This is a genomic window from Aureispira sp. CCB-E, from assembly GCF_031326345.1.
Taxonomy (GTDB): domain Bacteria; phylum Bacteroidota; class Bacteroidia; order Chitinophagales; family Saprospiraceae; genus Aureispira.
Window position 1 is genome coordinate 6103380 of sequence record NZ_CP133671.1, and the last position, 23791, is coordinate 6127170.

The 23791-nt window shown below is 35.7% G+C and carries 20 protein-coding genes; 10 read left to right on the forward strand and 10 right to left on the reverse strand.

What is annotated here, in order from left to right:
* Positions 1-1884, forward strand: coding sequence for a LamG-like jellyroll fold domain-containing protein (locus tag QP953_RS23740; protein ID WP_309553166.1), 1884 nt, complete (start codon positions 1-3; stop codon positions 1882-1884).
* A 107-nt stretch (positions 1885-1991) separates the two neighbouring features.
* Here QP953_RS23740 and QP953_RS23745 read toward each other — a convergent pair whose 3' ends face one another.
* The 3 genes from QP953_RS23745 to trxA form a co-directional block, all read right to left on the reverse strand.
* Positions 1992-2270, reverse strand: a complete 279-nt coding sequence (locus QP953_RS23745) for a hypothetical protein (RefSeq protein ID WP_052592902.1) — start codon at positions 2268-2270, stop codon at positions 1992-1994.
* Between the two features lie 317 nt (positions 2271-2587).
* Positions 2588-4027 (reverse strand): DUF4476 domain-containing protein, encoded by a 1440-nt coding sequence (locus QP953_RS23750; protein ID WP_309553167.1) that lies wholly within the window; start codon positions 4025-4027, stop codon positions 2588-2590.
* 212 nt (positions 4028-4239) lie between these two features.
* Complete coding sequence (gene trxA / locus QP953_RS23755; RefSeq protein ID WP_052592898.1) at positions 4240-4560, reverse strand: thioredoxin; 321 nt, start codon at positions 4558-4560, stop codon at positions 4240-4242.
* A 390-nt stretch (positions 4561-4950) separates the two neighbouring features.
* Here trxA and QP953_RS23760 point away from each other — a divergent pair, with 390 nt between their 5' ends.
* The 3 genes from QP953_RS23760 (at position 4951) to QP953_RS23770 (ending at position 8968) form a co-directional block, all read left to right on the forward strand.
* A complete protein-coding gene (locus tag QP953_RS23760; protein WP_052592896.1) occupies positions 4951-5334 on the forward strand; it encodes a hypothetical protein in 384 nt (127 codons plus the stop codon).
* 85 nt (positions 5335-5419) lie between these two features.
* Positions 5420-6634: an NAD(P)/FAD-dependent oxidoreductase gene (locus QP953_RS23765; protein ID WP_309553168.1), complete on the forward strand. Its 1215-nt coding sequence runs from the start codon at positions 5420-5422 to the stop codon at positions 6632-6634.
* A gap of 636 nt (positions 6635-7270) precedes the next feature.
* Positions 7271-8968 carry a Na/Pi cotransporter family protein gene (locus QP953_RS23770; RefSeq protein ID WP_052592892.1) on the forward strand — a complete coding sequence of 566 codons (1698 nt, stop codon included), beginning with the start codon at positions 7271-7273 and terminating at the stop codon, positions 8966-8968.
* Between the two features lie 70 nt (positions 8969-9038).
* Here the strand turns inward: QP953_RS23770 and QP953_RS23775 are convergent, their stop codons facing one another.
* The 3 genes from QP953_RS23775 to QP953_RS23785 form a co-directional block, all read right to left on the reverse strand.
* Positions 9039-9854: a hypothetical protein gene (locus QP953_RS23775; RefSeq protein WP_309553169.1), complete on the reverse strand. Its 816-nt coding sequence runs from the start codon at positions 9852-9854 to the stop codon at positions 9039-9041.
* A 169-nt stretch (positions 9855-10023) separates the two neighbouring features.
* Complete coding sequence (locus QP953_RS23780) at positions 10024-10338, reverse strand: ankyrin repeat domain-containing protein (RefSeq protein ID WP_052592887.1); 315 nt, start codon at positions 10336-10338, stop codon at positions 10024-10026.
* A gap of 310 nt (positions 10339-10648) precedes the next feature.
* A complete protein-coding gene (locus QP953_RS23785) occupies positions 10649-11956 on the reverse strand; it encodes a hypothetical protein (RefSeq protein ID WP_309553170.1) in 1308 nt (435 codons plus the stop codon).
* Positions 11957-12289: 333 nt separating this feature from the next.
* On the opposite strand from QP953_RS23785, the gene QP953_RS23790 reads away from it, so the two are divergent.
* The 6 genes from QP953_RS23790 to QP953_RS23815 all read left to right on the forward strand — a co-directional run bounded on the left by QP953_RS23790 (position 12290) and on the right by QP953_RS23815 (position 18134).
* On the forward strand, positions 12290-12772 hold the full coding sequence (locus tag QP953_RS23790; RefSeq protein WP_052592883.1) for a restriction endonuclease: 483 nt from the start codon (positions 12290-12292) through the stop codon (positions 12770-12772).
* A 104-nt stretch (positions 12773-12876) separates the two neighbouring features.
* Positions 12877-13359 (forward strand): hypothetical protein, encoded by a 483-nt coding sequence (locus QP953_RS23795; protein WP_052592882.1) that lies wholly within the window; start codon positions 12877-12879, stop codon positions 13357-13359.
* A 339-nt stretch (positions 13360-13698) separates the two neighbouring features.
* Positions 13699-15108 (forward strand): caspase family protein, encoded by a 1410-nt coding sequence (locus QP953_RS23800; RefSeq protein ID WP_052592879.1) that lies wholly within the window; start codon positions 13699-13701, stop codon positions 15106-15108.
* Positions 15109-15438: 330 nt separating this feature from the next.
* Positions 15439-15969 (forward strand): helix-hairpin-helix domain-containing protein, encoded by a 531-nt coding sequence (locus tag QP953_RS23805; RefSeq protein WP_052592877.1) that lies wholly within the window; start codon positions 15439-15441, stop codon positions 15967-15969.
* A 95-nt stretch (positions 15970-16064) separates the two neighbouring features.
* Complete coding sequence (locus tag QP953_RS23810; RefSeq protein WP_309553171.1) at positions 16065-17309, forward strand: glycosyltransferase N-terminal domain-containing protein; 1245 nt, start codon at positions 16065-16067, stop codon at positions 17307-17309.
* Between the two features lie 258 nt (positions 17310-17567).
* The gene (locus tag QP953_RS23815) at positions 17568-18134 is read left to right on the forward strand and encodes a glycoside hydrolase family 73 protein (protein ID WP_052592873.1); all 567 of its coding nucleotides are present in this window, start codon (positions 17568-17570) and stop codon (positions 18132-18134) included.
* A gap of 97 nt (positions 18135-18231) precedes the next feature.
* Here the strand turns inward: QP953_RS23815 and QP953_RS23820 are convergent, their stop codons facing one another.
* The 4 genes from QP953_RS23820 to QP953_RS23835 all read right to left on the reverse strand — a co-directional run bounded on the left by QP953_RS23820 (position 18232) and on the right by QP953_RS23835 (position 23580).
* Complete coding sequence (locus QP953_RS23820) at positions 18232-20616, reverse strand: prolyl oligopeptidase family serine peptidase (RefSeq protein WP_309553172.1); 2385 nt, start codon at positions 20614-20616, stop codon at positions 18232-18234.
* A gap of 95 nt (positions 20617-20711) precedes the next feature.
* Complete coding sequence (locus tag QP953_RS23825) at positions 20712-21362, reverse strand: suppressor of fused domain protein (RefSeq protein WP_309553173.1); 651 nt, start codon at positions 21360-21362, stop codon at positions 20712-20714.
* A gap of 200 nt (positions 21363-21562) precedes the next feature.
* Positions 21563-22297, reverse strand: coding sequence for a TIGR00730 family Rossman fold protein (locus QP953_RS23830; RefSeq protein WP_052592865.1), 735 nt, complete (start codon positions 22295-22297; stop codon positions 21563-21565).
* Between the two features lie 281 nt (positions 22298-22578).
* The gene (locus QP953_RS23835; RefSeq protein WP_309552816.1) at positions 22579-23580 is read right to left on the reverse strand and encodes a transposase; all 1002 of its coding nucleotides are present in this window, start codon (positions 23578-23580) and stop codon (positions 22579-22581) included.
* Positions 23581-23791 lie beyond the last annotated feature (211 nt).

A 23791-nucleotide genomic window follows, 5' to 3' on the forward strand; every position in this document is an offset into this window, starting at 1 on the left:
GTGAAACAATTTAAAACAGTACTCCAATTCAGCGTTCTCCTTAGTTTTCTTTGGATATTTAGTAACAATGCATTTGCGCAAGGAAATGCACTAGGTTTAGACGGCAACAATGACTTTGCTGATTGTGGCAACCATCCTAGTCTAGACATCACAGGTACCTCTATTACCCTAGAAGCATGGGTATATTCTACTTCTTTTACAACCAATGTATGGCAGGGAAATGTTGTAAACAAAAGTGGTAATGGAGATTTTGGTTATATGCTTCGTGTTGGCAACAATGGACAAGTTAATTTTAATATTGGAAATGGCGCTTGGAACGAAATCAACTCTCCTACAGGTACCGTTGCACTAAACACATGGCATCACATTGCAGGAACGTATGATGGAACAACAATGCGTCTGTATGTAGATGGTGTAGAGGTAGCAACAGGTCCTTTAACTGGTAACATTGGATTTGCTTCCAACAACTTACTTTTTGGAGACGATCCTCAGTTTACAGGAAGATATTTTCCAGGTAGAATTGACGAGGTTCGTATTTGGAACACCACAAGAACAGCGCAAGAAATTATAGAAGACATGAACAATAATGCTTGTTCTAATTATCCAACTGGTCTAGTTGCTTATTACAAATTCAATCAAGGAGTTGCAAATGGCAATAATGCAGGGCTAACAACAATTAATGAAGAAATTGGAGTAGGAAATGGAACCATTATTAATAGTAGCCTTAATGGTGCCGTTTCTAATTGGGTAGAAGGTGTCTATCTATCAACTTCTGATAGTTCTCTAACCATTTGTCAAGGAGATAGTGTTTTAATAGGTGGGAGTTATCAAACAACTTCAGGCACTTATTTTGATTCTTTACAAACCATCAACGGCTGTGACAGTTTGATTAGAATTACATTAGCAGTTACTCCAAGTGTTGTAACTAACAACAATGCTACTATTTGTCAAGGAGATAGCATTCTGTTGGGAGGAGCTTATCAAACTACAACAGGCATTTATGTAGATACCCTTCAAGCCGCTTCTGGTTGTGATAGCCTTATATCAACGACCCTTATTGTTCTTGTTCCTGCCTCTGTCAGTGTTACTGCTCAGATTTGCCAAGGAGATAGCATTTTATTGGGTGGAGCATATCAAACAACTGCTGGTAATTACATGGACTCACTAAAAAATACGATGGGTTGTGATAGTGTTATTTTAACCACAACATTATCCATTATTTCTACGGTTACATCAACAGATACCATTCGCATTTGCCAAGGAGATAGTGTCCTAATTGCAGGAGTGTATCAATCGACGGCAGGCACCTATTCTGACACCCTTCAAAGTACAGCGGGGTGCGATAGTATCCACCAACAAACACTTGTTGTCTATCCTTCTCCTAATGTTATTTTGACAGCATTCTCTCCAGATACATTATGTGATAATGGCGCACCAATCCCACTTCCAGCTGCTACGCCAGCAGGTGGCTCCTATAGTGGTAATGGAGTTAGTGGAGCTAATTTTGATCCTGCCATCAGTGGACCTGGTATCCATTATGTTGCTTATACCTACACCGATGCCAACAATTGTACGGCTACCGATTCTACCATGATTACAGTTAATATTTGTTTGGGAGTAGAAGCTATCAACGCAAAAACTGACTTCAATATTTTTCCAAATCCAGCACAAGATGTATTAACGATACAAAGCAAAACTCTTCCTACAAGTCCATTGCAAGTAAGTATAGTTGACGCACTAGGTAGAACTGTAAAACAAGCCTTTATTGGTTCTAATAGAACAACAAATCTTGATGTTTCAACTTTAAACGCAGGAATCTATTTTGTAGTAATTTCAACTAAAAATCAAACTGTTGTTCACAAAATAAGCAAGCGCAAATCTTAATTTAAACGCTTTTTAGATGGCTTCATAAGTCTTGTGAAGACTTCAAGGTAAAGCACTTATATTCGGTGAAGGCAATAGGGCAAATACGTCCCTATTGCCTTATTTCTTTATGGACCATGCCACGACTTTAGCTGTTGTAAGGTATCAAACGTAGCTGTACATAAAAAGCAGTCAAAAGTATACACGGTGTCGGTTTTAGAACTTCTCGAATTTTGAGGCATTCCAACAATCTTAAAGACTCGTTCCTTTGGCATTCCTTTTTTTAGACAAGTCCATTTTTCAACAGTGGTCATTTTTAGCAATTCAGCATCACTAGGACAATTAGGAGCACAACCAATCCATAATCCTAGACATAGCAATGTCATAAGAAGGATAAAATTCTTCATGGTTCTAAGATTTTGTGTATTTCTAAAGATTAGTATCTATTAAAGGATATACGATGCTTTTTAGTTCCCTATTATTTTTATTCTTGTTATAATATTTTCTATCAATTATCTTTCTTTTATAACTTCTAACTATGGTTTTCTTTTATAAAACAACACATCTAAAAAGACCTACTCAACTATTAATCAGCCTATAACAAAAAAACTCTAAATACTAATTAAAGTATTTAGAGCTAAAAAAAATGTATTTTCCGAACAACTCCAGTAGCAGTACTTGCTACTAAGATATATCATGGCATCTTAATTGTAATGACCATTCTTTATTTCTTTTGTGCTTTGATAAACCGATCTAGTGCATACTTACTCGTTGTTTTTGTCAGCGCCTCACGTACAATAGAATAGTCTTGAGGGTTCAAAGTCTTGGAATACGCATATTGAGCAAAATCTAATCGAGTTTCTTCCAACTCAAATAGATCATTAATTTGTTTTACCTGCATGGCACTAATTTTAGAGCGGTCAACAATTATCTTAGCTCGCTCCAATTTATGACTCTCCAATGCCAGTCCTTTTAATTTGTGCTTTAGAGCCTCAAAATCTTCTGAAGATAATTCGCTAGGACCTGTAGCTAAGGTATTCTCAGCCATTTTTTTATCAACATGCTTGATGTAATCCTCTAGAAATTTGTGATTTTCTTTCTCCAAAGCAGCCTTAACCAAATCATAATTTTCCTGATCTACGGTTTTAGCATAAGCATATTTTGCAAATTCCAAGCGATTATCTTCAAACAAAAAGATTCCAACAATAGACTTGATCTGTTCGCTAGATAAGTTGTTTTTATTGGCAATTGCTTTTGCTTCTTCTAATTTTTTTGAATCTGAGGTTTGGCTAGTAATTTGATTTTGAGCATTGATAAAATCTCCTTGAGACATAACGATCGTGGATGGTGTATTTGGTGTTTGAGTATTAGCTACAGGAGTAAGATTCGCTTTTACGACTTCTTTTTTTTGCTGATATGTTGTCACTGGTTTATTTTTCAAGAAAGCCGTCATTGTTTCTTTACTCTTAGAATGTTTTAAACCTTCCTTGACGATTTCATAATTTGCCTGATCGTATGTTTTATCATAAGCATACTGCGCATACTCCAACTTTGAGCTTTCAAAACTTAGCAAATCTAACAGTTCTTTTACTTGTCCTGCCAACAAATAGTTGGCATCACTAATTTGTTTTGCACGGCGCAATTTAGCACTCTCAAAAGATTCTTCACTTACAGAGCGCTTAGCAGCAGCAAAAGATGGATCGTCTATAGGTTTAGGTCCTGTCGTAATCTCTACAGCACTAGATTCATTGTCACTCGCTGGCTCTTCAATAGTTACTGTCTTTTCTGAGGCTTGAGGTACCACAGGAATTTCGCGTTTCGACAAAAAACCTTTTAATGCCTCTTTTGATTCGCTCAATCGAAAGAGAGCAACTAAATTGGGATAATTAGCAGCATCTAAAGTTGTTGAATAAGCATATTTAGCATATTCCAATTTATTACTTTCTAAAGAAAACCCTTTTATGATAGCTTCTATCTGGCTAACATACAGATATTGTACATCTGACAATTCCTTTGCTTTCAAGAGTCGTTTGCTATCAAAAGACTGCCCTGCAATCTGTGCTCGATGCACCTCAAACTCAGCTTCTGATAGTGGTGTTGTTTGTTGTGCTAACAATCCAACTAAGGGTAATATTAAAAACAGTAGTGTAACAATTGTTCTCATAGATAATAATTTAGAATAGCCTGATTTTAAATCGTTATGAGTATAAGTATACCAAAAATGTTCCAAACCCTATATGTTATAGCAATTAATACTCTATTGTTTTTTATATTTTTCTATAAAGAACATAAAAATCAACAGAGTAAGGAACAATAAAAAAAGCGATAAAAACTTAAGTTTTTATCGCTTCTGTATTTTCTTTACGCATCAAACGTTTATGCCAAATGCTTATCTAATTTAGCTTGCAAAGCAGGCTTCGTAATTGCGCCTACGTGTTTTTCAACAACTTCTCCATCTTTCAAGATTAAAATTGTAGGAATTGAACGAATGCTATATTGCATTGCTAGCTCTTGATTTGCGTCTACATCTACTTTTCCAATCAAAGCAGTTCCAGCATACTCGTCTGCCAATTCTTCAATAATTGGAGCAATAGCTCTACATGGACCACACCATTGTGCCCAAAAATCAACAACTGTTACACTACCTGAGTTTAATACTTTATCTTCGAAGTTGCTATCTGTGAATTCGAGTGCCATTTTTAAAGTTTTTTGTATTTTCTAAGTCATCTTTTTAAAGCTCAAAATGGCTTCTAAAATCGACAACTTGGAATCGAATATATTAATCAATGTTCATAACAACGAATGTAGATATAATGTTGCAATCTACCAAAGGAATATGTCATTTTTTGCAAGCTGCCCAGACTTGCAAGCATGTAAATAATTAATTAGCAACACATTGCTCCATACTTTCCTTTTTTTATCAAAAAATCAAAAAATTCTTTTTGGGACGCTTTGATGATTTTCTGCTACAATATTTCTATTTTAGACGGCTAGTTCCAACTTCTAAAAATCTGTGTTTAAATTCATAAAATATAGATCAATTTTAAACACGCTCTAATTACAAAATATCTCAAACCACCCCCTATTATGCAAAATCTTCCTTTAGATCATCGCACACATACTATCAATAGCATCAAAGAAAGTCTAATCAAAGCAGGCATTACCAATATGTACGCACACCAAAAAGGCTATGTCATCGTTAAAGGTACTTATGGGGATAGCGTAAAAGTTCAGATTAATCTTGATGCTCACGGAACGGCTACTGTTCAAAAAAAATTTCCTCAAATTGGCAGTGGTCCTCAAGTACTTGCAACCATCTTTTTTTTAATCATTGGATTTTCAGGTTTTCTCCCATTTCCTTTCATTTCTGCTATTATATTAGGACAGTTGGTCTCTTTTCTATGGTTTTACCCCAAAATTCAACTCCTAAAAAAGACTGTTGAAAGCATTATTTTTGATGAAGTTGCCTAATTAATATAAAATTAACGCTTTTTTATCGACTTTTGCAGTGCTTCAAACCAATGTTTTTCGAGATTTTAAAAATAAAGTACACTTCATGAAAGTTGCTATTATAGGAGGAGGAGCAGCAGGCTTTTTTGCAGCTATTGCTGCCAAAGAAAATTATCCTGATGCTCAAGTTGTGATTTTAGAAAAAACCAAAAAGTTACTTTCTAAGGTAAAAATCTCTGGTGGAGGTCGCTGCAACGTAACCAACGGCTGTACTTCAATCAAAGAATTGGTCAAAGCTTACCCTAGAGGCAATAAATTATTAAAAAAAATATTCCCGACCTTCAATACCAAACATACTATGGACTGGTTTCAGTCTAGGAATGTTCCCTTGGTTATCCAAGAAGACAACTGTGTTTTTCCTACCTCTCAAAATTCTCAATCTATTATTGATTGTTTTTTGGAGGAAAGCCGCCGACTAGGAGTACAAATCGAAACAAACAAAGTTGTCAAAGCCCTCACTCCTACTACGGACGGAATAAAACTAACACTGGGAAAAACAGCCCATGAATTTAGAACCTTTGATAAAGTAATTGTTGCTACGGGTGGTTCTCCCAAACGACAAGGGCTTCAGTGGCTCGCCGATTTAGGACACCAAATTGAACTGCCTGTTCCTTCCTTATTTACCTTTAATATGCCCCATGAAGACATCACAGAATTAATGGGAATTGTTGTAGAAGAAACCAAAACAAGCATCCAAGGTACCAAACTCAAATCGGATGGACCTCTACTCATCACACATTGGGGCATGAGTGGTCCTTCGATTCTCAAACTCTCTGCATTTGGAGCTCGTCTGCTTAGTGAGTGTAATTATTCGTTCAATGTTCAAGTCAATTGGGTAAATGAACTCAACAACGCTTTAGTTGCTGAAAAACTATCCGATATTGTCAAAGCCCACCCTAACAAATTGCTAACGAACTACCGTCCTTATTTACTTCCTGAACGACTTTGGCATTACTTATTGAAAAAAAGTGAACTTCCTATCCATAAAAAATGGGCAGAATTGGGTAAAAAAGGATTGCATAAATTAGTGGCTCTCCTTACGAATGACAGTTATGAAGTAAAGGGCAAAACTACATTTAAGGAAGAGTTTGTGACCTGTGGTGGAGTTAGCTTAGAAAGCATCCATCCCAAAACAATGCAAAGCAAGGTTTGCCCTAATCTGTATTTTGCTGGAGAAGTATTGGACATAGATGGCATTACAGGAGGATATAATTTCCAAGCTGCTTGGACTACAGCTTTTATTGCAGCTAAATTACAATAACAATAAAAACTAGGTTTATTTTAGTCAATAGTTAATTGCGCTGCTACTGCGTGGTTTGCTTCTTTTATCAAGAACCCAAAGGCTCACGCAGTAAAAGAAGGACAAAGGAGTAAACTATTCCCACAACTTTTTACATGCATAATCTTTAATACTCCGTTGATTTTTTAGCATAAATCGAAGCCATCAGCATCTTATTATCGCTGCTACTACATTCGCTAAGAAGCGTTTTTTAGAATCAAGAATTATATAAAAAAATTATAGTTTAGCGGTCTTGCTGACACGTGGTACCTATTATTTTTTCAAAACAATTACTTAGCATTATTTTTTTCCTTGATTTCGCCCCAAAACACTACTCCAAACAATTGATAAACAATACCCTAAACGCCTCTATTTTCAATTAACATTAAGTTAACAATAAGCTAAAAATAAGACAACATAACAAGGGTATCTTTAAGTAATTCTTAATTATAAGAATGAAAAAAAATAACTTCTTGCAATCCTTATTAATTTAATTTAAAATGCCCATCTAATACCAAAAAAACTACGTACTTTCGCCCCATTAAATGGATGATAGGTGAATTGGGAAAGCAAGATCTTATCAATCAACAGTGTTTAACAGATAACAAAAAGTAAAAAATGGATTTCAACTTTGGAAGTGTTCTTAATATCATAGGATCTTTGGCCTTCTTTATTTATGGCATGAAGATGATGAGTGATGGCATCCAACGTGCAGCCGGCTCACAACTTAGAAGTATTTTGAGAACCATGACCCAAAATCGGTTTTTAGGGGTTTTCACAGGTTTTTTAATCACGCTCCTCATACAATCCTCCTCCGCTACTACTGTAATGACCGTAAGTTTTGTTAATGCGGGACTCTTATCGTTGACAGAATCTGCAGGAGTAATGATCGGTGCCAATATTGGAACCACGATTACAGGATGGATTGTTTCAGTCCTTGGTTTTAAGGTCAAACTATCGGCTTATTCTATACCTTTGTTTGCCTTTGGAGTACCCATGGTTTTTGCAGGAAAAGGGAAAGTCAAATACTGGGGACAGTTTATTATTGGTTTTGCCATTTTGTTTTTAGGTTTAAGTGAACTAAAAAGTGCGGTTCCTGACTTGAAAGGGAATCCAGAAGCATTGGAGTTCTTAGCACAATACACACAATGGGGTATTTTTTCTAGAATTTTATTTGTTATTGTTGGAACACTATTAACCATCATTGTACAATCTTCTAGTGCCTCGATGGCAATTACATTGACGCTTTGTGCCAATGGTCTATTGCCTTTTGACGTTGCAGCAGCAATGATTTTAGGTGAAAATATAGGAACGACCATTACAGCAGAGTTGGCCTCTTTAATAGGCAACACCTCTGCAAGACGCTCGGCTAGAATACACTCTTTATTCAATACCGTTGGAGTTGCTTGGATGGTTATTGTACTGCCTTGGTTCTTACCAGTTTTGTCAAATACCTTGCAGGATTTATTCCCCAATTTATTTGGCAATCCATATGCAGACGCAGCAGCTATTCCATTGTCTTTGGCAGCGTTTCATACGGCTTTTAATACCATCAATGTATGTTTGGTTTTACCTTTTGTGCCTTTGTTGGTTCGTGCAGCTACGTATACTGTTAAAGATAAGGATGGAGACAATCAAGTGGAAAAATTACAATTCATCACCAATGGTAATTTAACCCCTGAATTAAATACCGATGCTGTACAAAAAGAAACAGCACATTTCGGAGATGTTATAGGAAGAATGAACGGATTTCTAAAAACGTCTTTGAATACCATTAATAACAAGGAAAAAGACGAAGCCATCAAACGCTTGTTTAAGTACGAAGAAATTTCGGATATGATGGAAATCGAAATTACAGAATATATTACCAACCTTGCAGACAAAGAAATCACTTCTGACACTTCTACTCGCCTGAGAAGTTATATGAATATTGCCAATGACTTGGAACGTATTGCCGATATTTATTTCCAAATTGCCAAGACATTGGAACAAAAAATAGAAGAACGCATTTATTTCTTGCCCGAACAACGCAATGGTTTAAATCAAATGTTGGAATTAGTCGATAAGGCTTTTCAGGAAATGAATAGAAACTTAGCTGTAGCGGACTATAGTACGGTTGACAAAAGTGCAGCGCGTCAATTGGAAGATGCAATTAATGATCTCAGAGATCAATTGCGTTCAAACAATTTAGATCGTTTGGGAAATCCTGACTACAAGGTAAAAGCTGCTATGATTTACAACAATTTATTCTCTTCTTTGGAGCGAATTGGTGACCATATTATCAATGTAACAGAGTCTGTTGTAGGCGAGATTTAAATTGAATTTCAAAAGAAGTTTACAAGAAGATTTGAGAACGAGGGATGGTCTTTTTCTCAAATCTTCTTTTTTATTCGGTGCCTTTTATAATGCTAATTTCGGTGCTTTCTAACCATGCATTTATCAATGCAACATTAGTTGTTATTGGTGTTAAGACAAACTCTGAAAAACCTGTCAAGATATCAGAGTCTCGTGCATAATCAATTTCTACTTGCCCACTCTTACCATAGCTTGATTGTATGAAATAGCATTCTCCTTCTCTATAATACAAATACCCAACGTGGCTATGTCCTAAACCTATAAAATATAGCCCTTCTTTATATTTCGCCTTCATTATATTGGCAAAATCCTTATTTCCTTCTGTCAGTTGTATAAGAATTAGCTCCTCTCCTAGTGACAAGCTTTGTGCTTCAGCAACAGGTCCTTGCTGCGCCAAGCGATAACGGTTTAAATTAAAACCTGCATGCAATAAAGTTGTAGATACAAAATAACTACAACCTATGCTCCCTTCGTTAGGAACAGCCGAATAACCATCAAAAGACCATGTTGTTCCATACCAATGAGGAAATAAATCGTTTACCAATGCTTTCGTAATATAATGCTGTGCACGTGTTCGAATAACAGCCTTTTCTTCTTCTGTCCTAGCGTTTTTGTAAGCGGTTTGAAATGTTTTTTGTTGGGAACGAATGCCTTCTTTTGTTTTTCTGTAAGTTGCTTTTTTATCTAGCGTTGGAATTGGCAAAACGGTACTATCTTGCACAAAGCAGGTTTGATAAAGAGTAATTGCTTTTGCTTTGAATCCAATATCAAGTGGTTCTGTGTGCCAATCATATATAATAGTTCCTAGAGGCAACATGGACAACAAAAATGCAAATAAAAGGCTCATCTATGAATCGTTTTAGAAAACAACAAAATGCTGAATTGATATAAATTAGGGCTAGTCGCCAATATTACTATTTTTCCTCAAAGGTAAATTTCCCACAACATAGTAATAGCACCTACAGAACCCCATACCTCCTCTAAACGACAAAAGTACCAATCCGTTACTTCAAGCACTACCAAATTTTCCAAAAAGGTCTTTTTTCATACTGTTTTAGCAAACGAATCAAGTCTTTATTTTTCTTTCGCTTAGCTACTTTTAAGGGGGTTTCTGTGCTAAATCCAGCAGGGATACTAGCATCAGCTCCATTTTCGAGCAAAAATTTTGCCACCTCTATTTGCTCAAACTCAACGCTTTCAATCAAAGGCGTTGTCAATAATTCAGGGTGCTGATAATTTGGATTAACACCCTTTTTGATATGGTAACGTACCAAATCCAAATCGCCACGTTGCGTGGCATCCAATAAATCTTTCCAATCTCCAGCTGCCATAAGAATTGTTATTTATTAGCGATACAAATTATTATTTTAGTAGTTCGTTGATTAGTTCGCTACGCTCATGAGGGCGCAAGCTTAGTTTTTTACTTTTTTACCAAAAAGATAAAAAATCACATTTATATTAGTTTGATAATCAAAATTTTAACACGAAACACAACAAAGACACAACTTGCTGATTATCAAACTAATAAAGTTTAGCTGCGCTGCTACTTCGTGGTTTCAACGAACTATTGTTATTTCCAATAAGTAAATAATTGTTTAAATGATAATTCTGATTACTTACTTTCGGTTATATAACAATCATTTACTTCCAAAGTTCTTGTTGTTGAATCCAAATTGGGCGCATTTTTTCAAGAATAAAAAAACCACTACAAGCTTGATAATTGTATTTCTTTTCTAAACTTAAAAAATACCGCTCTACCTCTTTTTTATAAGGATCTTCCCCTTTCCAATTAGTAGGAGTATTCTTTAACAAAGCCCCTTCTTGAAAAAAATGACTCATGCGAGAATGTTGCCCAGACTGGACGTAATCTGCAAAAACCTTATAATTACCATGAGATTTAGCAATTTCTTTGGGCGACCATTGATAAGTAGCAATGCGTTTTTTTTGTGCCTCTGTATGCAAATCTGCAATATTGTGTGGAGCATATGCAGAAGGCTTTCCTCTGTCGGTATGCTTGTCTATGGCATAATCTGGTATCGAAAGTTGGCGTCGCTCTAGAATAGTTGCTTGATTATTGTAATAAAGATTCTGAAGATCGCTTGGAATTTCTGAAATCAACGGTAATCTAGTTGTTTCTTGAACAAGTCGTTTCTCATTGCAATACAATAGTATAGCAAAGGCTAACAACAAATTGGGAGCACCTATTTTTCCCAAATATAATTGAAACAATACCTTCAATACATCCAGCAACTCCTTCTTATCCTTTACCATTTCAAATAGAATATACCAGCAAAAAAGAGTCATTTTCTTACTCCATTTGCTATCTATTTTCAAGGGTTTGTTAAGCCCTAAATACTGCAACAACCAAGGCAAACGATCCGTTTCCTCTGTGGATAAATTGATTATATTGCAAAAGTAATACGCATTGGTCGCATCCCTCTTCTCTAGACAAGCAACCAATTGCACCAAAGCAGCTTGCACATCAATTTCTTTCTCTACTGCCTGCTCAAATAAATTAACACTAAATAAATGTTGAATTTTTTCTTGCCATCTTTTAGTAACAGTACTTCGTTTCCACCCATTGGTAGGTCTTGGTTGAAAATAATTGTACAACAATAAGTTATCTACAACTCTGTTTTTAGGTGCTTTGGACAAGGTATAAACAATACGTATCGTCAGTTCTTCTGTCAATGCTGTATTGGTATTTTGTGCTTTTGTCCATGCTTGATACAATGGAAAGAGCTCTTGTGCTAAAAAAGGACTTGCCAAACCTATGTCTTCTGCAATAATTGTCCACAATCGACTGTACAAAATAGGCTTAAATCCTTGATTAAGCTCTCCTGCCCAAAACAAAGCTTGTGCAGTATCACAACGTCGAATACTCTTCTGCAAAGCGGAAACGACATCGTCAAATTTATATAAGTTAATAGTATGTAAATGTGCTGGCATGGGCACAAGATAAGAATACGTTTAGGACTAAAAAAATTCCAAGAATATCTTTATCTTTTGGAACTTTTTAAGAGGTTAAACTTGTTTAAAATAAACACCTAAAATTCGTAGAGGTTTGGTTTCTATTCCTAAATAATCATTTTTGTGTCAATTTCAACCGTAAAATGAATTAAAAAACTAAACAGGGAACTATCTGTAACAAATGGATCTTTAATCAGTTATACATGAGTTAATACGAGTACAGGTTTTATCATTCTTAATTAAATAGTGAATAATATTTTACTACAATAATATTTTGACACCTAAATAAAACACGTTGCTCAAACAGGTATTATGATTCTAAGTTTCGATGAAATAACCAACTGGCAAGTATTTGAAGATTTAGTTGCAGCCTATTTTAAATATATACAACAAGATAGTAGCAACAATATTACAGAAGTACGGGTGGAACCTTCTGGCGAAGGGACAGATGGTGGTCGAGATATTCTCGTTACATTTCGAGTATCAGACTCTATTGAGATTTTTGAACGCAAGTGGGTAATTCAATGTAAATTTTACACCAATTCATTATCCAAAAGAGATTTAGCTTCTGTTAATATACCTAGCTTGATTCATGAATATGGGGCGGATGGGTATCTTTTGGTATGCAAAAATGGTGTTACTTCTAACGTAAGTAATATGTTTGAAAACTTTAGACGTAAATGTCGCTTGAAATATACTTATGAAATTTGGACAGGATCTGATTTTTTACGCAGAATTCGTCTCAATGATGAAATTTTGGCAGAGTTTTTTCCTGCTTATTACAGAAGCTTATAGATAGAAACCAATCATTACTACCAATCGGTTTGGCAAATAGATAAGATCAACTAAACCACTTCTAACCATAACGGTTATGTAATTTCTGAACTAAAAACACGTACATGAAAGCCTATTTTTCTCCATCGGTCACAGATGACGAACAAAACATAATCAGCGCACTCTCTAAAAGGATTCGTGCCAATGGCATTGCTCTTACGGGTGGGTATCATAAATTTGGACAAACCAATAATGAACTTGCTTTTCATGAGATCAATAAAGCCAATCTTTTTATTGGGATTATTACTGCCAATAGTACTGAAGTAGAGCGCGTCCATAACGAATGGCAGTTTGCATTAAAATCTGAAACACCTGCATTGTTATTGGTAGAAGACACCGTTGATACGAATCATTTTCCGTCTATTAACAGGCATCCTGACGTCATTCGGTTCAATAGAGCAACAAAATCTAATTTGAACAAAACCATTCAAATGGTGCGCGCCAAAAGTGATGCGGCAACCAATCGAGTCGAAAATTCTCCTTTTGTGAGAGAAGCCGCTTGGTTTATTGGCGGTCCTGTCGCTATTACCCTTCTTAATATCTTGTAATCCTAAGAAACACATTGGGATTACAGGATTCTTATTTCTTTTATAAATTTCTTTAGGTACCTAAATAAGAAACTCCGCTCTTTTCTCGTTATATTCTTGTATGTACGTACTCCTCTACTTTTAGCACAATATTTGTTTTGCTATAATAACGATCTACCACACAACATTTCCAAGAAAAAAAAACAAATTCGATAGATTGTTTGTATATTAAAAGTTCTAAGATCATTTTAAACGAATGAAGTCTAAGTTTTGTTTCTCTATCAACCGTTGTTGAATTGAGAATCACATACTAGATTTTTTTTATAACAATCTATAAAACTTCCTAAAGAATATAAGCTTATGTACATTCAATTAGCTCTTACCTTGTTGTCATTGCTCTTAACAACTTCTTTATTTGCTCAAGAAAAAGGTTGTCTAGAAGGCAATTGTGAAAATGGTTGGGGAATTTATGAGTATTATGTTGGAGACATTTATCAAGGGCGTTATGAGGGAAATTTCGTCGATGGGCTTCGCGCTGGCAAAGGTAAATTTATTTATGCCAACGGAGACAAATACGAAGGAAATTGGGCAGAAGGAAAACCAAATGGACTCGGTGCACGAGTGGCGAAAAATGGAAAAATAAAAGTGGGAACGTGGCAAGATGGAAAATTAATTGCTCGCCAAAAAGAGGATATCAGCCGTGAATGCTTGGTTGGTAATTGTAAAGAAGGGTATGGCAAATCCAAAGATAGCCGTGGCAATGTTTACAATGGAGAATTCTCTAAGGGCGAATACAGTGGTTTTGGTGAAATGCGCTACTACAATGGCGATCGCTACAAAGGCATCTGGGCAAATGGACTTCAACATGGACAAGGCTCTTATTATTTTAATAATGGGCACGTCAATACAGGAAAGTTCTTGAATGGAGAGTACACACACAACAAAATGAAAGTATGGGCGCTTGTCGTTGGAGTAGCAGACTATCAACATTTTCAAAAACTAAACTATACGACTAGAGATGCACAACGAGTGTATGCTTTCTTGAGAAGTGTAGAAGGTGGAGCTGTTCCTGAAGATCAAATTGAACTTTTGTTGGATCAAGATGCTACCGCTTTTAATATTATGAATACCGCAGCAGATTTGTACGAACAAGCAGATAGTAACGACTTGATTATTTTCTACTTCGCTGGTCATGGTAAAAATGGTGCTTTCTTGCCATATGACTACGATGGTACCAATTCAAATCTACTCTACCACGGACTTGTTAATTCGTTATTAAAAGATAGCCCTGCCAAATACAAATTGTGTGCTGTCGATGCTTGTCACTCTGGAAGCTTTGACATGAACACAGTTATTTCTTATCAAGATTATCTAAAAAACTATAATAGCGAAGGCGAAGCGATGGGCAATCCTTTTGCTTCTACTCGTTCAAGCAAAAATGTCCGAGAGCGCATCAAAGATTATTACAAAAGTTTTGATGGAGTTAAAGGTGGCTTGGCTGTCATCATGTCTTCTGCTTCTGAAGAAATTTCTTTAGAAGCTAACAAATTACAACAAGGTGTCTTTAGCTACTATTTTATCCAAGCAATGAAAGGAGCTGCCAACCGTGCCGATGAACATGGTAAAAAAGACAATGTAATTGATGTAGAAGAACTTTATAAATTTATCGAGAAGAATGTTCGCAATTTCACTTACGGATTTCAACATCCTTTAATTTACGGCGAATATGATAAACACATGCCTGTTGGTTTGCTAAAACGTAAACAATAACGCCATTTTTTTGTTATCAATATAGAAATATCCCCTCTTTATACTTGAGTATAAAGAGGGGTTCATATACTACTGATATTCTTTCTTTTTTAGCGTTTTTTTTTGTATACTTACGATACTAAATACTCCATTATATAGTTTTTTAACATTTTTTCAGGTTTGCCCTTTTATGTACTTGTCTCAAAAATTGAAAGTTTGATGAGCAACTTGGGCTATTTTGCATTGATGTCAAATTGTAAATTTTCTTTGACTATGTTCTCCATTAAAAAGGTGATTTTCTGATGCTTGTTGAAAAACATTTATTTTAAAACAATTAAATTGAAACCAATTATGTCAATTCTAATCGAAAGAGCATCTTTTGAGGATAGAGCCAAGTTCTTCCATAAGAACCGGTGGCTCATCGCTCGTCTCTTAGATGATTTAGCCGAAACGGCTAAAAAACCTAAGAAAAAGAAGGCTGACAACAAAGCAAAAGCCAAGACCAAGGCTAAAGGCAAATCTAAAGCGAAGGGAAAAGCCAAAAGCAAAGCACCTGCAAAAGCAAAAGAAGCACCTCCTGTAGAGGAGAAAAAAACAACCATTGAAGAGGTTGTAGAAAACAACATTACAGAATTTGCACTACACGATCCAACAGTAGAAGAAACATCTACACCAGCTCAAGAACCAGATGATCTAACAAGAGTTAATGGTTTGGGAGCTAAAATGATGGAAAGTCTTAGCGCTGCGGGTATCACCTCTTTCGAACAACTAGCGTCATTGACGAAGAAACATGTTGCTCAACTAGGTGAATCAATTAGAGGGTTTGCTTCTGCTTACGAAAGAAAAGATTTCAAAAAACAAGCAAAAGAGCTTGGTAAATAAAATCTAAAAAAATACATTTAAGGTAATGTCATTGGGCTTGGCATTACCTTTTTTTTATTTATGAATACACCTATTTTGAAAGTTACATCTATTTAATGTCTTTATTTTTTTATAACACGGCTATTTTTTTTTACACTTTAGTTATTCGTATAGCCGCCTGGGGTGGTCATTCCAAAGCCCAAAAATGGAGGCATGGACGCCAGCGTATTTTTCAGCAACTCAATAGTACCTTTGCCAACAATACGGCTCCTGTTGTTTGGGTACATTGTGCCTCTTTAGGAGAATTTGAGCAAGGGCGCCCTCTTATAGAAGCGCTCAAAAAACAACACCCACATTTCAAAATCTTACTCACCTTTTTCTCGCCTTCTGGCTATGAGGTTCGAAAAAATTATACGGATGCAGATTGGGTGTTTTATTTGCCTCTTGATACAAAAAAAAATGCGCTAAGATTTATTTCGATTGTACGTCCACAGCAAGTCATTTTTGTAAAATATGAGTTTTGGTACCACTACCTAACCACTTTACAGCAACAACAGATTCCAACCTATCTTATATCAGCTTCTTTTCGCCCTAACCAAGCTTTTTTTAAATGGTATGGCGCCTTCTTTCGCCAAATGCTATTTTGTTTCAAAACCATTTTTGTCCAAAATCAAGCATCCCTAGATTTATTACATCAACTTAATTACCAAACGGCTTATGTGGCTGGTGATACTCGATTAGATCGAGTACTAAAGATAAGAGCACAAGCCCCCCCCCTTCCTATCATAGAAGCATTTTGTTCAAACAACCGTTGCTTAGTAGCTGGAAGTACATGGACTCCTGATGAACAAATTTTAGCCAAAGTTCTGCAAACACTTCCCAACCAAAAACTTATCATAGCCCCGCATCAAATTAATGAAAAACACCTAAAAGAAATAGAGCGTTTGTTTGATTTTACTACTTGTATTCGTTATTCTTCTGCTGTATCTAATTCTCAGTTAGATGAATTTTCTGTCTTAATTATAGATAATATCGGCATGCTTAGTTCTATCTATGCGTATGCTCATATAGCATATATTGGGGGCGGGTTTGGTGCAGGCATACACAACATTTTAGAAGCAGCTGTTTTTGAAATTCCTGTTCTTTTTGGTCCCAATCATCATAAATTTCAAGAAGCCAAGGATCTAATAGCGATAGGGGTTGGATTTGAAATAAAACAGGCTCAAACTGCCATCAATTGTATTCATCAAATACAATCTAAAGAAACAACTTCTGCCATACAACAACAAGCTCAACTTTACTTTCAGCAAAATAGCGGTGCTAGTGATCTTATTCTGCAACATATCAACATTACTTTGTAAACCCTCCTTTCTAAAACAATTGTTTTTATTCTTTTAAACACGGAATACAGTATACAAGACAATTGGAGCATTCCTCTTATTTGGCATAAAGTTGGAATATGTATGATCATACCAATATTTTTGCATGCTAATTTCTATCCAAACAATAGAAATACTACTTTTGCGCTTTGCTTCATTCGAACGAATTAGGAATACGAAATTCTCCAAAGCATTCGTTACGATACAATAATTCTAATCGCATTAAAAACACAATAGATTATGTCCGTAAAGTATTTGTTCTTTATTTGTATTTTAACCGCATTAACCAGTGCTTGTACCACATCTAGAACAACCACTAGTTCCAAACCTCCGACAACTTCTAGTAGCTCCAATGCTGCAAAATATACGATAAAAGGACCATCAAATGCTGTTGCTTATGTGGAGCAATACAAACGTATTGCCATATCTGAAAGCATCCGAACAGGCATTCCTGCTAGTATAAAACTAGCCCAAGGTATTTTGGAATCAGGCTATGGAAGTAGTCCTTTAGCAAAAAAATCGAACAATCACTTTGGAATTAAATGTGGTAGTGGTTGGACAGGTAAGAAAATTCAGTATAAAGGAAGCTGTTACCGAGTATTCAAAAACGGGAATGATGCTTACAAAGAACACTCTTATTTTTTGACCAATAGCAGCCGTTATAAAGATTTGTTTAAATTAAAACGCAACGATTACAAAGGATGGGCAAAAGGGTTACGAAAAGCAGGTTATGCGACCAATCCTAGATACCCATCTATCTTGATTGAATTGATTGAGCGCTACAAACTGTATAACTATGACAAGTAGAATTGTGGTGCCAATAGACCTACAATAATTGAGGCTTATATTATTAATTACAAACAGGCTACTGAATGCTTTATGGAGCATTCAGTAGCCCGTTCTTTTATTTGAGGTATTTTTCCAACCAAGTATCTTGCTCCCACAGTAGATGCAAGATCGATTCCTTGGCACTATAACCATGGCTTTCTTTAGGCAACATAACCAATCTTGCTGTCGCTCCTAAGCCTTTTAAAGCATTAAAATAACGCTCCGACTGCAATGGGTAAGTTCCCGAATTATTATCTGCCTCTCCATGAATCAGTAATAACGGTGTTTTCATTGTATGCGCATGCATAAAGGGAGACATAGCATTGTATACATCTGGTGCTTCCCAATAATTGCGTTCTTCACTTTGAAATCCGAAGGGTGTTAAAGTACGATTATAAGCACCGCTTCGAGCAATTCCTGCTGCAAACAAATCACAGTGAGATAATAAATTAGCCGTCATAAATGCGCCATATGAATGCCCACCGACTGCAACTCGTTCTCGATCTATATATCCCAAAGCATCTACAGCATCAATGGCTGCCTTAGCATTAGCAACCAATTGTGTTCTAAACGTATCGTTAGGTTCTTCTTCGCCTGTTCCTACTATTGGGAAAGAGGCATCATCCAATACTACATATCCTCGCGCTACCCAATACACCATCGAACCATAAAATGGATAGATGAACTCATTGGAGCTTGTTGTTACTTGTCCAGCACTATTATTATCTTTGTACTCACGAGGATAAGCCCACATAATCATGGGCTTTTTCTCTTTTTTTGCTCGATCATATCCTATGGGCAAATACAGGGTACCAGATAGTTCTACGCCATCTTCTCTTGTGTATTTAATGACCTCTTTGTGGACATCTTGAATGCTTTTAAACGGATTTTCAAATGCCGTTATTTGCTGTAAGTCATCCTTTTCGAAAATATTTCGAATATAATAATTCGGATAAGCTGTTGGCGCTTCTATACGAACAATAAACAAACCTTTCTCCAAGTCAATTGGAAAATAAATTGATTCTAACGTATGTTTATCTTCCGCTTGATAAAGGCGCTTTGTTTCGTTGTTCTCTAAATTTAGCTGATCTACAAAAGGAAATTGTCCTTCTTCGGAATGTCCTTCTCCTATTAAAAACAAAGCATTTTCTTTAATCGTTAATGCTGTTCGATTGAATTTGTTTTTCTCTGTCAAAAACAGACCAGGATCACTATATTTATCTTGATAATTTCGATCAAAAATAACTACAGGTTGCTCTGACGCATTGGAAGGATTAAATCCGTATACTTTTGTATTTCTAGTATTCCACCAATAATCATGCGCAATGGCAAACGTTTCGCTTCCCCATTCAATAGAATCAAAGCGGTTGATTGTTTTAAGTAATAACCTAGGTTTTTCTGTAAAAGGAGCTGCCAGTTCATAAACTGCATCTCTAAAGGGCACTTCCTTCCCTGCGTCTCCTTCGTCCAAAGCTTCTGCCCAAATTAAACTAGCAGCCTTGTCATTTCTCCATTGCAACAATCTACGCCCTTTTCGAACAGACATAAATCCTTTTGGTATATCTTCTGTTAGAGGAACATCATTAATCGTTTGAACCAAATCACCTTTTCTTGTATATAATCGAGTTATGTGTGGAAATCTAGTATAAGGTACCAAATAAGAAAAAGGAGGATGTATTGTCGTTACTTGTACATATTCGCCATTAGGAGAAACCAAACAAGAACGATACATACCCGATACTTCCAGCCATTTTGTATGTTGACCATCTAAATCCACTTTGTATAACTCAGATGTTGTTAATACTTCAAAATTATGCTCATCATTTCGATTTTTTAACAAATCTTGATACGTTCTGTTTTGTGCCTTAGAACCATCGCTAACAGATATTGTTGGTCCTGTAGGAACGGCGGTATCGGTATCAATTAAGTTCATTCTTAAAGAGGGCAATAGTTTAACCAACAACGATTGACTATCTTCAAACCAAACAATAGGATTTCCTAAGTTGGCATTGGCAGTAGCAGGAGTTAACGCACGAGCTTGGGCTGTTTCCATATCCAACACCCAAATTTCTGCTCCTGTTGAAGTTGTGTGTGTAAATGCTAATTTCGTTTGGCAGGGCGACCAAATAAAATTGGCTAACTTAGGCATTGCTGGCAAGCCACTGACCTGCGTAATTTCTTTATCTTGTAATAATTTTAGTTGTAGGTTATTATAATAAATAGTTCGACTCCCAATATTTGTAATAGGATTAACCCGTAACCCTCCCAAACGTAATTCCTCCTCCGAAAGTGCTGCAATTGTCTGATAACTATCCCTGTAAATAAACAGCATATACTTTCCTTTTCGATCTACTTGTACAAATGGCGCCCGAGGTACGTCTACTAAATCTAAAATTTCCTTTGGAGGTTTTTGGTAACTTAGGTTATCTTCTTCTATTTTATTGGGTGTCATTAAATCCATCTATTCTGTCTTTTTGTATGCTATAAATTGACTGTTTTGTAACACAATAGTTAGTTGCATAATATGCATAAAACTAATAGAATGTGCGTTACATTTTACTTTCGGTTCAAATCCGTAATCAGCAAAGGATTATCTTTTTTCAAGTTGTTGGCTAAAGCCTCTACTGCTTCTATTGTTGGATTTTCTAATAAGGTGTCTAACTCCTTAGAGGTAATACCTACCATTTGTAGAAACGTCACATCTCCATGAGGTGTTTCTATTTTGCCTAGTTCTGGATCTTGAACAAAGATTAAACCAACAATATCCGTATCTGTCTCTAATCGAATTGGCTCATTGATAGGTACAAAGTGATTTTCTTCAAACCAATTGCCTGTTTCAAATACATAACGCGCCAAATTATTCAATACCTCTATTGCCCAAAATGGATCGCCTTCATCCGCTTCAAAAGGCTTCAATCGAAATGTAAATTCAAATCCCCATTTACTGAAATCTCCACCAACTAATTCTTCGTCATAATACAATTCGGACATTCCATAAGTAATCAAATGATAATGTTTGTTTTGTGCCTCTGAATCGTATATACTGACACCATCTAAAGGATCATTCCCACCTATCACATAAGGCACTTCAGCAGCGTAATGTCGAGGTTCTACGCTACCATACACTGTTTCCAACTGTCGATCTAAAAAAAGCCACCCCACTGATTCTTCTTCCCTAAAAGTACTTACATATTCTTCTTTTGTCATTCCTATCTTATTATATTTTCGGTTTCTTATTTCAATCCTTTTTATACATTTTTAATAAAAATAAAAAAAGTCCCCTCAATTAAGAACTGGGAGGACTAAATATCTTAAAAAAAGGCACTGTGCGAGCAATGAAGAATAATCTGCAACTTCGTTTTATAAACAGGTGCAACAATCATAAATCATTGTACTCTTGCAACGATCTAGTAGGGCAGATTTGGCTTTAACTCCTCTGCTTCATAGAAATCGTTAATAATTTTCACAACATCTTCTGGCGAATCTGTAATTGGAATCAAATCCAAGTCGTGCGCGCTAATCGTAGCATATTTCTCTAATAAAGACCCTTTGATCCATTCAATCATGCCTTTCCAGAAGTCTGTACCCATCAATACGATTGGAATTTTAGCAATTTTCTTAGTTTGTACCAATGTCAATACCTCAAACAATTCGTCCATGGTTCCAAACCCACCAGGCAACACAACAAAAGCTTGTGCATACTTCACAAACATAACTTTACGAATAAAGAAATAGTTGAAGTTAAATACTTTATCTACATCTATATAAGGATTGTAACCTTGCTCAAAAGGCAAATCAATATTAAGTCCTACTGATGTACCACCGCTCTCTTTTGCCCCTTTGTTGGCAGCTTCCATGATACCAGGTCCCCCTCCTGTAATAATTCCATATCCTTCTTCTACCAACAAGCCAGCAACACGCTCGGCTAGTTTATAATGAGGATTGTCTGGTTTGGTACGTGCTGAACCAAAAATAGATACACAAGGATCTATTTTATTCATACGCTCGTAACCATCTACAAACTCAGCAATTACTTTAAAAACCGTCCATGAGTTAGAGGCTTTCATTTGGTGTATGCTATTCCATTCTTTTGTTCTTTTGGGAGACGTTGTTCCATCAATTCCATTCTTCTCCTCTTGCATAATACGTTATTTTTTAATAGTTCTTTCTCCGACATCTTGCCAAACATATTATTCCCATGAATAGTTTTCTGCAATTGTCTCTAAAAGAACCTTTTTATGATATAATATCTTGTCTATCTGTGCTATCAAATGCTTTATAAGTGGCTATAATCTTGCCAAAAAATACAGCATTTAAAATCAAGCACGAAACAACAAGATATTAATTTTTTAATAAAAAAAAGGGTTCTGGGAATTAATCCTTCTTAGATTTTTTGAAACCCTACATAAAAACTTAGAAAAAACTAAGACGAGTTCTTTGAAAATATGAGAGAAAAGACGAAAGGGATTTCCCTTTCAATAAAATAATGAACTAATTTTAAGCCCAATGTAAAAATTGAAAACTGTTGATTTTGTTTTTCTTGAACTTTCTTTTTTACTGGACTGTTTTGATGTAAAGCACCAAATCCCATAATAAAACAAAAAGCTAATGCACCAACAATCAACAGATTAAATATGTCATAAGCTTCCTTTAATCTTGTTTTATGCATATTAAATCCTCTTGATTTGAAATCTTTGAACATGGTTTCAATTGAAAAACGCAGTTCATATTGCCTTATAATTTCAAAGGGGTCATCTAGATTACTAATCAAAAATATTGGCTCATCATATTTAGGATCATGCCAATGCAGAAAATTTACATCTTGAATTTTCTCTTTAGAAAACTCAACAGATGGGATAAACAAAAATGTTTCTCCATCTGGTACTTTTGTAAATCGAGGTTTAAAACAGTCTCCTTGCTCATGTAAAATTGTATTCTTGGCTGTTCTTACAGCATATTTCCAGCCTAACTTTAGGCGACATAATTGCTGTATAGATGCTCCATCAAACTCTCCATCTCCTAATAAAGTCACTTTAGTTTGAGTAAAAAGAATCGGTTTTAAGATTTCGGCTGCTTGTTGAATAATGTCTAAATGCATTTGTTGGGGGAAATGTCCTTTACGCCCTTTTCTGATTACCCAACAAATAGGAATACTACGTTTTTTCCAAGCTAGACTGACAACAAGAGCGACATGTTTACTTCCCATTTGACTCCCATCTATTACTAAACTAATGTCTTGATTATTATTCTTTTTGGATAAAGCAAAACGTAAAAATGCAATTAGAAAGGGAAGATAATGTACCTTGTAATCTGTCCACTTATTTGACAGAAATCGTTTGGCATGAACAACTCGACTTGCGGCATCTATATCTTGAGGTAAACCACTACCTATATCTGGCAAATGGCTACTTTTTCGTTTAATCATTCCTGTCACTAAGCCACACAAAGTGTTCAAACGGCTTAGTGCATGCCCCGATGGCTCTTGCTGATATAGACTTTTTAAACTATCTTTGACTTGTGAAAAAATCGTTTTTTTTCATATTGACAGGTTTTGTTTGATATTCGCATTACAAATATGACCTGTCTTTTTCTTTTCTCTACCTAATTTTCAAAAAACTTCTTCTTTTCTTTTTATG